The 15298-nt window shown below is 32.4% G+C and carries 14 protein-coding genes; 10 read left to right on the plus strand and 4 right to left on the minus strand.

Annotated features, from left to right (window positions below; genetic code table 11):
* Positions 1 to 15: 15 nt before the first annotated feature.
* Complete coding sequence (locus ACM591_RS05005) at positions 16 to 1554, minus strand: PTS mannitol transporter subunit IICB (RefSeq protein ID WP_038678940.1); 1539 nt, start codon at positions 1552 to 1554, stop codon at positions 16 to 18.
* Positions 1555 to 2350: 796 nt separating this feature from the next.
* Here ACM591_RS05005 and glmS point away from each other — a divergent pair.
* The 5 genes from glmS (at position 2351) to ACM591_RS05030 (ending at position 8042) form a co-directional block, all read left to right on the plus strand.
* The gene (glmS, locus tag ACM591_RS05010; RefSeq protein ID WP_029378025.1) at positions 2351 to 4156 is read left to right on the plus strand and encodes a glutamine--fructose-6-phosphate transaminase (isomerizing); all 1806 of its coding nucleotides are present in this window, start codon (positions 2351 to 2353) and stop codon (positions 4154 to 4156) included.
* Positions 4157 to 4393: 237 nt separating this feature from the next.
* Complete coding sequence (locus ACM591_RS05015; protein ID WP_038678932.1) at positions 4394 to 4750, plus strand: DUF2200 domain-containing protein; 357 nt, start codon at positions 4394 to 4396, stop codon at positions 4748 to 4750.
* 41 nt (positions 4751 to 4791) lie between these two features.
* Positions 4792 to 5574: an ABC transporter ATP-binding protein gene (locus ACM591_RS05020; protein WP_326026972.1), complete on the plus strand. Its 783-nt coding sequence runs from the start codon at positions 4792 to 4794 to the stop codon at positions 5572 to 5574.
* A gap of 68 nt (positions 5575 to 5642) precedes the next feature.
* Positions 5643 to 6497: an HAD family hydrolase gene (locus tag ACM591_RS05025; protein ID WP_326026970.1), complete on the plus strand. Its 855-nt coding sequence runs from the start codon at positions 5643 to 5645 to the stop codon at positions 6495 to 6497.
* Between the two features lie 403 nt (positions 6498 to 6900).
* Positions 6901 to 8042, plus strand: a protein-coding gene (locus ACM591_RS05030) for an IS3 family transposase (protein WP_107539410.1) whose coding sequence is annotated in 2 segments (ribosomal slippage) — positions 6901 to 7171 and positions 7171 to 8042 — 1143 coding nt in all. Because the reading frame shifts where the segments join, the coding sequence is not laid out codon by codon here.
* A gap of 167 nt (positions 8043 to 8209) precedes the next feature.
* Here ACM591_RS05030 and ACM591_RS05035 read toward each other — a convergent pair.
* Complete coding sequence (locus tag ACM591_RS05035; RefSeq protein ID WP_225489527.1) at positions 8210 to 9265, minus strand: DUF975 family protein; 1056 nt, start codon at positions 9263 to 9265, stop codon at positions 8210 to 8212.
* Positions 9266 to 9396: 131 nt separating this feature from the next.
* On the opposite strand from ACM591_RS05035, the gene ACM591_RS05040 reads away from it, so the two are divergent.
* Positions 9397 to 10128: a metallophosphoesterase family protein gene (locus ACM591_RS05040; protein WP_029378021.1), complete on the plus strand. Its 732-nt coding sequence runs from the start codon at positions 9397 to 9399 to the stop codon at positions 10126 to 10128.
* A 119-nt stretch (positions 10129 to 10247) separates the two neighbouring features.
* Here ACM591_RS05040 and czrB read toward each other — a convergent pair whose 3' ends face one another.
* Positions 10248 to 11213 (minus strand): CDF family zinc efflux transporter CzrB, encoded by a 966-nt coding sequence (gene czrB / locus ACM591_RS05045; RefSeq protein ID WP_029378020.1) that lies wholly within the window; start codon positions 11211 to 11213, stop codon positions 10248 to 10250.
* Positions 11214 to 11233: 20 nt separating this feature from the next.
* Positions 11234 to 11533, minus strand: a complete 300-nt coding sequence (locus tag ACM591_RS05050) for an ArsR/SmtB family transcription factor (RefSeq protein WP_029378019.1) — start codon at positions 11531 to 11533, stop codon at positions 11234 to 11236.
* Between the two features lie 158 nt (positions 11534 to 11691).
* Here ACM591_RS05050 and ACM591_RS05055 point away from each other — a divergent pair, with 158 nt between their 5' ends.
* The 4 genes from ACM591_RS05055 (at position 11692) to ACM591_RS05070 (ending at position 15035) form a co-directional block, all read left to right on the plus strand.
* On the plus strand, positions 11692 to 12348 hold the full coding sequence (locus ACM591_RS05055) for an SDR family oxidoreductase (protein WP_029378018.1): 657 nt from the start codon (positions 11692 to 11694) through the stop codon (positions 12346 to 12348).
* A gap of 241 nt (positions 12349 to 12589) precedes the next feature.
* Entirely contained in the window at positions 12590 to 13285 is a 696-nt protein-coding gene (locus tag ACM591_RS05060; protein WP_029378017.1) for a FadR/GntR family transcriptional regulator, read from the plus strand.
* Positions 13286 to 13844: 559 nt separating this feature from the next.
* The gene (gene manA / locus ACM591_RS05065) at positions 13845 to 14783 is read left to right on the plus strand and encodes a mannose-6-phosphate isomerase, class I (protein WP_029378016.1); all 939 of its coding nucleotides are present in this window, start codon (positions 13845 to 13847) and stop codon (positions 14781 to 14783) included.
* 18 nt (positions 14784 to 14801) lie between these two features.
* Positions 14802 to 15035: a hypothetical protein gene (locus ACM591_RS05070; RefSeq protein ID WP_213017872.1), complete on the plus strand. Its 234-nt coding sequence runs from the start codon at positions 14802 to 14804 to the stop codon at positions 15033 to 15035.
* Positions 15036 to 15298: the final 263 nt, after the last annotated feature.

Below are 15298 nucleotides of genomic sequence, written 5' to 3' on the forward strand. Positions count from 1 at the left end.
ATAGTGATTGTTTAATTATTTAAGATTTTCAAGTAATTCATCATATCTAGGTGAATTTAAGAAATTATCAACTGAGATATGAATTGCATTTGGTACTTGTTTAATCGCTCTATCAGTAAGTTTCTTCTGTGTAATAACGAGTTGTGCATCGCCTGGTAATTGATTAATCGCAGTATTTGTTACATCTACGCCTTGTATATCAGCTTTTTTAAATTTATTGCGTAGCATGCTTGCTCCCATAGCGCTTGATCCCATACCAGCATCACAAGCGAATATTACGTGATTTACTTTACTATAATCATGAGCATCTACATTTTCAGTATCATAATTGTCTAGTAAATCTTCTTCAGATTGTGTGTCTGTACTCTCGGAATTGCTAGTGGTTGCACCAGCAACACCTGCTGTTGAAGTTGCATTACTATCTTCATTCCCTTTTAACTTAGAAGATACACTTGATTTTTTCCCTTTTGAAGCTTCCATTTTTTCAGTAGCAGCTTCTAGATCTTCTTCAGGCTCTTTTGTGAATTTTAAAATAATAGCGGCAACGATAAATGAAACAATTGCTGCAAGTAGTACACCGATTACCATGTGTAAAAATTCCCCCTTAGGCGCATTTAACATATAAACGATGAATGATCCTGGTGAAGCGGGACTCTTGAATCCAAAATCAAGTAGAGAATATGTTGCTACACCTGTCATTCCACCTAAAATTACAGCTACGAACAATAAAGGACGCATTAATACGTAGGGGAAGTAAATCTCGTGAATTCCGCCTAAGAAGTGGATAATACCAGCACCGTATGATGTTGCTTTAGCCGTCCCTGTTCCGAAAATCATATAAGCAACTAATATGCCTAAACCTGGTCCAGGATTAGATTCTATTGTGTATAATATTGATTGTCCTGCAGAAGATGCTTGGTCTGCACCAAGTGGCGTGAACACGCCGTGATTAATTGCATTATTTAAGAATACAATTTTAGCAGGTTCTACAATAATACTTACTAATGGTAGTAAATGTGCATGCACTAAAGCTTCTACAGCCAAAGATAAAATATGCATAATAAATTCCATTATTGGAGCTAATATTTTAAATCCAACAATTGTCATAATGAAACCTAAAATACCAGCTGAGAAGTTATTAAATAACATTTCAAATCCTTGTGGTGTTCTTGGCTGAATAAATTCATCAGTTTTTTTCATTAACCAACCAACGAGTGGTCCCATAATCATGGCGCCAAGTAACATTGGTGTGTCTGGTAAAGCAACGATTACACCCATTGTTGCTACAGCTGCGATAATACCCCCACGCATTTCATGTATTAAACGTCCACCGCTATAAGCAATCAGTAATGGTATTAAATATGAAATCATAGGTCCAGCCAATTGACTTAAATCTTTATTTGGCCACCAACCGCCATCTATAAATATAGCGGCGATGAAGCCCCATGCGATAAAAGCACCGATGTTCGGCATAATCATACTACTTAGAAATGATCCGAATGCCTGTACCTTACGACCAATCCCATTATTTTCTTTAGTCTCTGTTTGTGACATATTACTGCACCTCTTTTTCTCTTTTTATTTATAACTTCATTGTAGGTGGCAGTAGTGATTTAAACAATATAAAGTAATTTCAAATTTGTCACACTGTCTTTGACAATTATGACAATATAGAAATTATTATTACTACTTGCATTAACACAAAAAAATAATATAACAAAGATAAAATATGTTATGAACTTAAGTGATTACTTTATAGATAATATGGTTATTGCAAGTACTTAAGGAATACGCAATTATGTTGAGGAAGGTTCGATGATGTTAAAGAAAGCACGATATTTTTAACTAATGCCCAACTTTATTTTTGTGTTTGTAAATATATTGTTAATAAATTGTTTGCATTACAGATGAATAACATTGTACAATTAATGTTATTGAGAGGAAGGAGGAAAGTTAGAGTTTTAAGTCAATTATAGCGCCTGTACAAGCGATGAGGTTACGTATCAATAATTTAAGTTTTAAAACAGAAAGCTTAATAGGTATGTTAATCGAAGTTTGTAGACGAGGAGGATAGTTATCGAACCATCGGCGGATGCTATCCCGGATGTGGCTCATTCGTGAACTTATTAAGGAAAACATTAGGGCAACCTAGTGCACAAAGTTAATAAGATAGCCAAAATTAAATAACTATTATTATAAGGTAATTGAGATAACCATTATTATCAGAAGACCTAATACTATTGATATAAATAGGGATTAGTCTATCTATAATGGTTTTAATTGTATTGAACAAGTTCAAATGCGCTAGAAGTTCAATTATCTCATTGCCATTACATTGGAGGAAAATTAAATGTGTGGAATTGTCGGCTATATTGGTCAAGATAATGCGAAAGAATTATTATTAAAAGGATTAGAAAAATTAGAATACAGAGGTTATGATTCAGCAGGTGTTGCCATTGTTAATGATGAGGGCACATCAGTATTTAAATCAAAGGGTCGTATTGCAGAATTGAGAAAAGTTGCTGATAGCGAAGAAACTGACGGTAATGTGGGAATTGGTCATACACGCTGGGCAACACATGGTGTACCAAATCATGAAAACTCACACCCACATCAGTCTGCAACTGAACGCTTTACATTAGTTCATAATGGAGTAATTGAAAATTATGAAGAGCTAAAAAATGAATACTTAAGTGACATCACTTTCATTTCAGAAACAGATACAGAAGTTATAGTACAATTAGTTGAATATTTTTCAAATACTGGACTAACTAGCGAAGAAGCATTTACAAAAGTTGTATCTTTATTAGACGGTTCATATGCTTTAGGACTGATTGATAATGAAGATAGAGATACAATTTATGTTGCTAAAAACAAATCCCCGTTATTAATCGGTGTTGGTGATGGTTTCAATGTAATTGCGTCAGATGCAATTGCAATGTTACAAGCTACTAATCGTTATAAAGAAATTCATGACCACGAAATTGTTATAGTTAAACGCGATGAAGTAATCATTAAAGACCAAGATGGCAACGTTCAAGAAAGAGAAGCTTATACAGCACAAATTGATGCAGCTGATGCGGAAAAAGGCGTATACGACCACTATATGTTAAAAGAAATTCATGAACAACCAGCAGTTATGCGTCGTATCATTCAAGAGTACCAAGACGAAGATGGTAACTTGAAGATGGATCCAGAAGTGATTAAAGATGTAGCTGAAGCTGATCGTATTTATATAATCGCAGCAGGTACAAGCTATCATGCCGGGCTTGTTGGTAAAGAGTTCATTGAAAAATGGGCTGGTGTACCAACAGAAGTACATGTCTCTTCAGAGTTTGTATATAATACACCGTTACTTTCTGAAAAACCATTATTCATCTATATTTCTCAATCAGGGGAAACAGCAGACAGTCGTGCAGTATTGGTTGAAACAAATCGTTTAGGACATAAGTCTTTAACTATTACTAACGTACCAGGTTCTACGTTATCACGTGAATCTAATCATACATTACTCTTACACGCTGGTCCTGAAATCGCAGTAGCGTCTACAAAAGCTTATACAGCACAAATTGCAGTATTATCTATTTTGTCACAAATCGTTGCGAGAGAACATGGTAGAGATGTAGAAGTAAGTTTATTACGTGAATTAGCAAAAGTTACAACTGCTATCGAAGCAATTGTTGATGATGCAGATATTATGGAACAAATTGCTACTGATTTCTTAAGAACTACACGTAATGCATTCTTTATCGGTCGTACAGGGGACTATAACGTAAGTTTAGAAGGTGCATTAAAACTTAAAGAAATTTCATATATCCAAGCAGAAGGTTTTGCTGGTGGAGAATTAAAACACGGAACAATTGCATTAATTGAAGAAGGCACTCCTGTTATTGCATTAGCTACACAAGAAAAAGTAAACTTATCTATTCGCGGTAACGTAAAAGAGGTCGTTGCACGTGGAGCAAATCCATGTATTATTTCAATGGATGGATTAAATAAAGATGGTGATTCATATGTCATCCCTCATGTACATGAATTATTGACACCACTTGTTTCAGTAGTAGCATTACAGTTAATTTCATATTATGCTGCATTGCACAGAGACTTAGATGTAGATAAACCACGTAACTTAGCAAAATCAGTTACAGTTGAATAAATCAATCTAAATTAAATGTGGCAAAATTTATACTTTGTCATTAATATAAGGACTTATCATTAGCATTTAATCGCTAGTGGTAAGTCCTTTTTTAATTATAAGTTTCATCAGATGTCATAATATGAGTAGCAATCATTTAAAAATGATTAGAATCAAAATATTTTTAAACATGTTAAGACTTTATTATTCTAATTAAGGCAGTATATGATTGTATCAAGTTAAAGGAGGGATGGATTTTTGACAAAGCCTAAAATTTATACAATGTCATTTGCTTCGATATATCCACATTTAATAAAAAAAGTTGAGAAAAAAGGTCGAACAAAAGAAGAAGCGGATGAAGTCATTCATTGGATGACAGGCTACTCGCCATCACAAATAAATCAATTAATTAAAGACGGTACAGATTATGAAACTTTCATTAGCCAAGCACCAAAATTAAATCCAAATAGAACTAAGATAACAGGTGTAATTTGTGGTATTCGTATTGAAGAAATGGAAAATTCAATAATGAAGGAAATAAGGTATTTAGATAAAATGATCGATGAATTAGCAAAAGGAAAATCTTTGAATAAAATATTTAGAAACGACGTTTAGTATTCTAATATATATAATTATGTATCGGAGGGGGATATCATATGCTTATTGATCTAAAAAATATTGCACGTAGAAAACAGGGGAAAGAAATAATAAAAAATATAAGTTGGCGTATCAACGAAGGCGAGAAGTGGATGCTTTATGGACTTAATGGTGCAGGGAAAACGACATTGCTTAATATCTTAAATGCTTATGAACCAAATACATCTGGAGAATTGACGCTTTTTGGTATGCAACCCGGTAAAATTGGGTATTCGGCAGACGAAGTGCGCAATCAGATTGGCTTTGTGTCTAGTAGTTTAATGGAACGTTTTCAAGGTGGGGAAATCGTACGTGATGTAGTAATTAGTGGAATCTTTAAATCGATTGGTATTTTTAAAGAAGTAGAAGCCCACCATGTTGAAATGGCCCGTCATTATTTAGCGCAGATGGGTATGAGTGAATTTGAATCACAGTATTATGGTTATTTATCCACAGGTGAACGCCAAAAAGTACTTATTGCTCGGGCGTTGATGGGGAACCCTAAGTTACTTATTCTAGATGAGCCTGCTTCAGGTTTAGATTTTATTGCTCGTGAAGATTTGTTAGATGCGCTTGAACAATTATATCAACGACAATCTGGATTATCAGTTATATATGTTACACACTTTGTTGAAGAAATTACAAAAGATATACAAAAAGGATTTTTATTAAAAGATGGTACGTGTTATAAACAAGGTGAAATAAAAAGTGTATTAGACAGCGATACATTGAGTGATTTTTTTAATCGTAGGGTGAGTGTGTTACATCAAAATGAACGTTATTCATTATTTTTAAAGCGTTAGTACATTGCTTAAAACTTTAGATAGTGACATAATTTAAAATGAGAATATGTGATGGAGGGCTTTTATAAATGAAAAATGTTAAAGCGATATTTTTAGATATGGATGGTACGATTTTACATAAAGACAACCAAGTTAATCTGGAAACGACCGAAGTAATACATCAATTAAGGGAAAACGGATACAAAGTCTTTTTGGCTACTGGACGTGCTCATAATGAAATTCATTACTTAGTTCCGTCATCATTTGAAGTAGATGGTATTATCAGTTCAAACGGTACGTTAGGAATGATTAATGATGAAGCATTATATACTCATAGCTTATCGTTTACTACTGTCAATGACATTGTGAAACGTGCTCAACAACAAGAGATTTATTATGAAGTTTTTCCGTTTGAAGGTAATCGTATTGTACTTAAAGAAGATCAATCATGGGCGACTGCACTATTTGATGCAGAAACACCACCAGGTAATGTCGGTGTCTCAGAATGGACTTCTAGAAAAGCGTCACTCAAAGACAAAGTAGATTGGGCAACGGTAATTCCTGATACGACGTTTTCAAAAATATATTTATTTTCACCAAATTACGACAAAATAACAAACTTCCGTAATCAGTTGATTGAAGAACAGCAAGATTTAAAAATTAGTGTATCTAATTCATCCCGTTATAATGCGGAGACAATGGCTTATCAAATTGATAAGGGTACAGGTATTAAAGAAATGATAGAACATTTTGGTATCAAGCAAGAAGAAACGCTAGTCATTGGTGATAGTGATAATGATCGTGCGATGTTTGCTTTTGGTCATTATACGGTAGCTATGAAAAATGCTAGGCCAGAAATTAAAGAGCTAACTATGGATGTTACAACATATACAAATGAAGAAAACGGTGCAGCACAGTACTTAAAAGAACATTTCTTAAAGTAAAAGTTTTTAATATATTTTGCCTAACTGTTTATATAAATAAATTTTAAAGACAATAAGGAAGCCAGACATTAAAACTGTCTGACTTCCTTTCAGGATGTCGACATAGTCTCCGACTTTGTTGGCAGTTTTTGTGCACGCTTTCCGCGGGTACTGCCTTAGCCTGTAGTCTTCGGCTAGTGATTTTCCCGCAGGAGTCGGCCCTAACCCCTACCGGTGTTATATTAACACTATTATAATAGTGTAGTTTTTATTGAATTCAACAAAATCAACTCCTATTTGAAAATAACTCCACAAATATAAACAAACCCTAGATGAACTATGAACTGACCCCAAATAGTGGGAAGGAAATAAAAACACTTTCGTTGAATTCATTTAAAATGAATCATACGGAGGTGTTTTTTCTATGAAAATAATGTCTTATTCAATAGAAACAAAATATAAGACTATTGAAATGAAAGAAGCTGGATATACTGTAAAAGAAATTATGGAAGTATTAAATATCAAAAACAGCACACAGGTAAAAACTTGGTGGCGATGGTATCGAAATGGTGAAACTTATAGATTTTATCAACAAAGAGGCAAGCAATATACTTATGGCAAAGGAGTGAAAGAATTATCAGAAATAGAACAATTAAAGTTAGATAATAAGAAAAAAGATATTGAATTAGATATTTTAAAAAAGTACAAGGAATTAGAAAGGAAGTGGTACCAAAAGTAATTGTAGAATTAGTTAATCAATTAAAGCATAAGTATTCAATCAAAATGATACTTGATGTTTTAGAAATACCTAAATCGACATACTATAGATGGAAACACAAGAACAATGAAAAAGATAAAGTGACTCAAAAGATTATTGAATTATGTGAAGAAAATAATTTCACCTACGGTTATCGCAAAATTACAGCGTTGATTAATCAATTGTATTCAGCATCAATTAATCATAAAAGAGTTCAGCGAATCATGCGAGAGTATAATCTGAACTGCCGAGTTAGGCCTAAAAAATCTAAAAAAATTGGCAAACCTTATTATAAAACAGAGAATTTATTACAAAGACAGTTTAAAGCTAACCAACCAATGGAAGTATTAACAACTGATATTACTTATTTACCTTTCGGTAACTCTATGTTGTATTTATCTTCAATTATGGATGTTTATAACGGAGAAATTGTGGCGTATAAAATAGATAACAAACAAGATCAAAGCTTAGTAAATGATACATTGAATCAAATAGATATACCTGAGAATTGCATACTACATAGTGACCAAGGCAGTGTTTACACCTCGTACGCTTACTATCAATTATGCAAAGAAAAAGGCATTATCAGAAGTATGTCCCGAAAGGGAACACCAGCTGATAACGCCCCTATAGAAAGTTTCCATTCCTCGCTAAAGTGTGAAGCTTTCTACATAAACAATGAGCTCAATAGCTCTAACCAAATTGTAATAGATATTGTCGAAAATTACATTAAAAACTATAATAATAATCGAATTCAACAAAAACTAGGCTACTTAGCTCCCATAAAATATAAGGAATTAGCAGCCTAGAACAAAGTGTTTTTATTAAGTTCCCATTCTAAGGGTTCAGTGCCACTATCACCTAGGGTTTATCTATGTTCTGAATGAAGCCAGATATTAAATAAGTCTGGCTCACTTTAATTTTGTATGAAAGTTATTTATCAGATTGATTTAAATTGCTTTTTAAATTTTTTGCTTCATCTTTTTGTTTTATCTTGAAGTTGATCTGATTTTTGATCTACGTTTGCTTTTGCTTTTTCAGTAGTATTAGTTACGCTATTGTTTACTTTTGAGTCTTGATTATCTGTAATAGTTGCGTTCTTTTTCTTATCTTTTTTTGATTTATTATCATTAGTTGGTTCGCCATTACGGTTATAATATTGAATGATAGCTAGCGTATTAGTATAGTAAACAGCTAATCTAACAATGATAACAATGATTTGGACAATATAAATCAAAATCGTAGCGATATTTTGAGAAATACCACCAGTTAAGATAGAAATCAATTGGCTGACTGGGCTAGCTAAGATAATAACTATTAAGTTTAATAGTAATAAACCAATGTAGAATTTAAACCATGTTTTTTGGCCATTTTTAATGCCTTTAAATCCGCGTTTCACGGAATTCCATGCACCATTTTTAGGCTCTTTAATAAATGCTACAGTATAGTTAATGATAATTATAGCTAATAACCAATAAATAAATGATTTAATGAAAAGCGTTAAAGTCCCAGCAATGATTTGAAACGTTAGTGAATAGCCAAGCGCGTGATCTGACTTGCTAAGTGGACCTTGTATTGCTTGATACAATTGAATGATTCCTAACTGAAGCAATTGCGCGATTAATTCTCCTAACACCAATGCGATAATGATAAACAATACCGTAATTAATGAAAGCTTTATTGCTTTTAGATATTTACCTTTTGCAAACACTGAAAATAAATCTTTAAAATTAACCTTGTCTTTATTTAATGCTTTGTCTATAGTGTAGATAGTTCCAGCAATTAATGGATAGCCTACAAATAAAAATACTAGTATAGGTACAAGTATTGCAAGGACGATTCCAATTATTGGACCAACCACAGATTGTTGCATAGCCATTGACATCATTAACTTATAAATAGCTGGTTGTAATGGCATAAACGTTAAAATAGTTAAAGCAAATAATATTATAAAACTTACGATTGTAAACAGTAATACTTTAGCATTTTGGGGTTTTGCATTTTGTAATGCTAATTTATGGAAATTAAACAAATTTTAAGCACTCCTTTTTCATCATAAGCATACGATATCAAAAATTTGAAGATTTTAAAATAAATAGGTAACAAAATCGATATAAAATGTTAAAATGTCCTAATGAGAAAAAGTTGAAAGGAGATATCATCATGAAATTTGCAATTATAACTGATGTTCATGGTAATTTTGATGCATTAGAAACTGTTTTGGATGATATTGATAGAAGAGAAGATATCAACAAAATATTTAATCTAGGTGATAATATTGGTGTTGGACATGAAACGAATAAAGTACTTGATGAAATCTTTGATAGAGATGATATGGAAATCATTGCAGGTAATCATGATGAAGCGGTAATGTCAATTGTAAATGGTACACCTTATCCTGAAGACTTAAAAGATAAATTCTATGAACATCATCAATGGATAGAGAGTCATTTAGATGAAGATTACTATGACAGATTAAATGAGTTACCTCGTATTATTGAGAAAACATTTTGTAATAAGAAAGTATTATTTATTCATTATGAAATTCCTAATGACCAATTAAATACGCCAATTGATGGGCAACCATTCAGCCCAATTGTTGAACCAAACGAAGAAAATATGAAAGCACTTTTTGAAGATAAAGATGCCAATTTAATTATCTTTGGACATAATCATACGGTGCACTTATTTGACGATAAATCAACAGTTTATTTCAATCCTGGTTCTGTTGGTTTAAATAATGGCGCGTATGCAGTTTATGGAATCGTAACAGTAGATGAAAATGAATTTTCGTTTGAACGTGTGAAAGTACCATACGATAATGAAGAATTTATTAGAGGGTTTGATGAGAAGCAAGTTCCTGCTAAAAAACTTATTTTTGATAAATTTTTATAATAATGGTTATGAAAAAAGCTGATAGTTATATCCTAAGTATGTATTCCTCAAAGTCTTAACTTTGAGAGGAAAGAGAACTTATGGAAACTATCAGCTTTTTATTGTTATATGATTAATAATTAATGGCTATGTGCATGATGATGAGACTTTGATGTATCATGTGCTGAACATAGTGTGTCATTATCGTGTTTATGATTAATTGTTTCTAGTTGAATAGTCATGTGCTGAATGTTCAAGTGTTGGAGCTTGTGTTCTAGTTTATCTAGTAAATTTTCACACTGTTCGACAGACATATCGCTAGGAACAACAGCATGACAACTCAATGCATTCATTTCATTAGAAATAGTCCATATATGACAGTCATGTACATTTTCAATTTCGTTTTCTTCAGTAATCGAAGAAATGACTTCATTCATATTAACATCAGATGGCGTGCCCTCCATTAATATATTCAAAGAAGATTTTGTTATACCTAAGCTACTTTTTATTATAAGAATAGAGACAATAATACTTGCAATAGGGTCTGCAATCGTTAAATTTAAAGTCCATATGAGTATAGCAGCAGTGATTGCGCCTACAGAACCTAATAAATCACCCATTACATGTAGGAAGGCGCCACGCATATTAATATTATTTGAAGTGTCACCGCCCTTAAACATCAATAAAGCGACAATGATATTAACGATAAGCCCAATTACGCTTATTACAAACATCTCTGTTGACTTGACGTCTTCCGGATTGAAGAAACGACCAATCGCTTCTACTATGATAACAATGCCGATAATAAAGAGTGTTACACCGTTAAATAATGCAGCTAAAATCTCAAATCTCTTGTAGCCAAAAGTTTTACTTTTGGTAGCATTTTTTTCAGCATAGATAAAAGCAACTAAGGCAACGCCCAAAGAAATTGTATCGCTAAACATGTGTAAACCATCAGATAATAGCGCCAAGCTATTTGATATAAATCCTCCAATAATTTCTACAATCATAAAGAGTCCAATAATTAGAAAACTGATAAGTAATATTTTTTTATTATTTGTGTGTACATGACCATGTGCATGATCGTGACCGTGATGTCCAGACATATTTAGCGTCCACCTTTCAATTATTGTTTATGACTAGCATGATGAATTGCTTGCTTAAGTAATGTTGTAACATGTGTATCATCTATTGTATAAATCATAGATTGTCCATCTCGATTTCCTTTGACCAAATGGGCTTGTTTAAGTATACGTAATTGGTGAGAAACGTTAGATTGACTTAAATCTAATGCATGTGCAATATGACCGACACTACTTTCACCTTGAATTAATAAATGCATTATACGTAGACGATTGCCATCACTAAGTGCCTTGAAAATATCCGTTACTTGCTCAATCGTTTGTTCGTTAAATGAATCTTCCAAAATGAAGCCCTCATTTCTAATTATTGATTTTAATATATGAATATATGTTCATATATTAATTTATTTTTTAGAAAATGTCAAAGACAAACAGATTTCGTTTCAAAATTAAGTAAAAGTGGTAAAGTCTAATTAATAATTTTTTAAGGAGGCTATAAAATATGAGTACATTAGTTATTGGAGCAAATGGTGGCGTAGGTCAATATTTGGTTAAACAATTAAAAGAACGTGGAGAATCATTTACAGCAGGTGTTAGAAAAGAATCTCAAGTTGAAGCTTTAACCTCAGAAGGTGTTGAAGCAATTTTAATCGATGTGGAAGCAGACGATATTGATACTTTAACAGAAAAAATTAATGGCTTTGACAAAGTTGTATTTTCAGTTGGTTCTGGAGGTAGCACTGGTGCAGACAAGACAATTAGTGTTGATTTAGATGGTGCAATTAAATCAATCAAAGCGAGTGAAGCGAATAATGTTAAACAATATGTAATGGTCTCAACTTATGATTCAAGAAGACAAGCCTTTGATGCAAGCGGTGATTTGAAACCTTACACGATTGCAAAACACTATGCTGATGAGTATTTAAAACAAGCAAATATCGACTATACTATTGTACACCCTGGTGGTTTAACAGATGATCCTGCCACAGATAAAATAGAAGTTGGTGCATTCTTCGAAGGTAGAGGAACGATTCCTCGTGAAGATGTGGCTTCTGTTATTAGAGAAGTATTAACTAGTGATAATCTTTTAAATACAGAATTCCAAATTATTAGTGGGGATGCCTCCGTATCTGATGCATTAGCAAATTTTAATAAATAATCAAAACATAAGTAACTTAAAGATAGCCAAAGTGTTATTAATACAAAAAGAAGCGACTGTTAAATGATTGCTAAAGCTACTGATTGCAATTTTATAGCTTTTTATAGCGTGGGTTAATGAAATCTTATGATAAAAGATTAGATTTCATTAGCTAACGCTTTTTTTATACCTTTTTATAGCCATTTTATAGTATCTTTCAGCAAAAATTTGATACAATGAAAGATATCGTTTGGAGGTAATTATGAAAATTTCAAACACGAAAATCTATGAGCAAGTCGCAGATATTATTTTAGAGCAAATAAAAGCAGGTGATTACCAAGTGGGCGACAAACTGCCTTCTATCCAAAAGATTGGAAAGCAGTATGGCGTAAGCGTTGCTTCGGTAAGAGAGGCATTAAATGCTTTAAGAACAATAGGGATTATTGAAATGAAACAAGGCTATGGGACGTTTATTAAGCAAACGGAGCCTACCTTTTTTGAACTTGGTGACAAATTCACGTCGTTAAGTCAAATTAAAGAGTTATTAGAGTTACGTGAAATTGTTGAAAGTGCTACTGTAGAAAAAGCGGCTTTATATCGAACTGAAGAAGATTTGGTGGAACTGAAGCAAGCACTTGTTGAAATGGGGCAAGCTGTAATAGATGGTACTTCTGGTGAAAAAGCAGATTTAGAGTTTCATCTCGCAATTGCGAAAGCCGCCAAAAACACATTATTAGTTGAGCTATTAAATAATATTTCAGAACTAATGCGAAATTCTATGGAAGAAACAAGGAAGATTTTTATTTATAGTAAACAAAAAACTATGAATAAATTATTAGAGGAACATGATGTGATATATCAAGCCATTTTACAGCAAAATGATGTCAAAGCTGTAGATGCAATGCGCGCGCACCTTTTAGAAGTAAAGGAAACTATATTGGCTAATTTCAAAGCATAATCGTGTATGGGAATACATGATCAATAACTCTCAAATGTATATGATAAAAGCCATTGAGTATTGTAATTAAAAGAGGCAGAATATCCAAATTAATTTAGATAAAATAAAAGCCCAAACTTTTCCGAAGTTTGGACTTTATCGCAAATTAACTGTGTTGAAAAAGTAATCAACAATTTCAACTAAATCATAATTAATACATTACCTTATATGTAAAAAACAGATAGAGTACATTGCTGTAACTCTACATTTAATTATAAAATCAATTACAGTCAATTGGCAAGTATAAATTGATTAAAAAATAGAAAGATAAAATAACTGTTCAATAAAATGTCATAAAATGTTATTGAACAAAATATAATAGACTATCGAATTTTACAAAGCATTGATATAATTAAAAGTGGCTCTAAAGTGCTAGTGTTGTGATTTATGCGTTTAATCTAGAGGTATGAATGTGATACAATCACAATGGTTCTGAAAATTATGAAATGACAATCATACAAAAGTATATGAGATAAATATAAAAATTAAATTACAACTTAAGAATTTGGAGGTGTGATGTATGCCGTTATTTTTAAAGCCAGTATTTCATGAGAAAATTTGGGGTGGCAATCGTTTAAAGGATTATGGATATGATTTACCCAGCGATTATGTAGGAGAAGTATGGGGAATATCAGCACATCCAAATGGTAAGTGTGAAATATTGAATGGTCCATATGAAGGACAAACTTTGGACCGAGTATGGACAGAGCATCGAGAGTTATTTGGTGACTTTCCAAGTCAAGAGTTTCCGTTGATGACCAAAATTGTAGATGCAAGAGAAGCGTTATCGGTTCATGTTCATCCAGATGACGCCTATGCTTATGAAAACGAAAAAGGGCAATATGGTAAATCAGAATGTTGGTATATCATTGATGCTGAAGAAGGCGCAGAAATCATCTATGGATTAAATACAGAATCAAAAAATCTAGCAATAGATAAAATTAACGAAGAAGACTATGAATCATTGTTGAATAAGGTGAAAGTTAAACCGGGCGAGTTTTACTTTATACCTGCAGGAACAGTTCATTCTATAGGAGAAGGTATACTTGTTTATGAAACAATGCAATCTTCAGATGTTACATACCGGGTATATGATTATGAACGCGTGCACGATACTGGTGATAAACGTGTGTTAAATAAGGATAAAGCTAAAGACGTCATTGAGCTTTCTAATGATAATATTAATATACCTACAGATACAGAAATTATAGAAAATCATAAAAGAACCCAACTTGTATCTAGTGACTTTTTTACCATTGTAAAATGGAAAATTTCTGGAACTTTAAATTATATGAAACCAAGAGAATTCGTATTAGTTTCTGTACTTAAAGGTGAAGGACAAGTCATTATAGATGGAGAGGTATATACATTAAATCAAGGACAGAATTTCATCCTAACTTCAGATGATTTAGATACAATATTTGAAGGTGATTATGAATTAATCGTAAGTTATTTATAGTTAAAAAAGTGGGAGAGTATGAGTGTGTATAAATTTTTATATGTTTCCTTAATTTGTGGCCTATTAGCTGGTGCTGGCACATTTCTAAAGATACCTATGTTCCCCTCAATGGCTTTTCCAATTATAATCGGTGCGCTTGGCATTATTTCAGCATTAATTACGCTTCCAGATAAAGAGATAAGCGGTATGTTGAAATTTGGTGGCGTATTAATTAATTTGATGCCTATTATGGGGGCGCTAACTTTAGCGTAATGATTTGTGAATTTGAGGCTGAGACATAAATAAATGTCTCAGCCTCAAATATGATGTCATAAATATTTAGTTAACATAGAATAGTTACACAGTAAACTTTAAAGTAACTGATTAGATTTGTTGTACAAGTCACCAAATCAACAATTTTATAATTAGGTTAAAAGCCGATTTGACCTTCTGACCCATTTATAAAAATTGTTGAATTTTACTAAATCCATTTAAACTTTCGAAGTTTACCGATGAATAAATATGTTAAAATAGAA

This window comes from Staphylococcus sp. Ze2 (assembly GCF_048568365.1).
Taxonomy (GTDB): domain Bacteria; phylum Bacillota; class Bacilli; order Staphylococcales; family Staphylococcaceae; genus Staphylococcus; species Staphylococcus xylosus.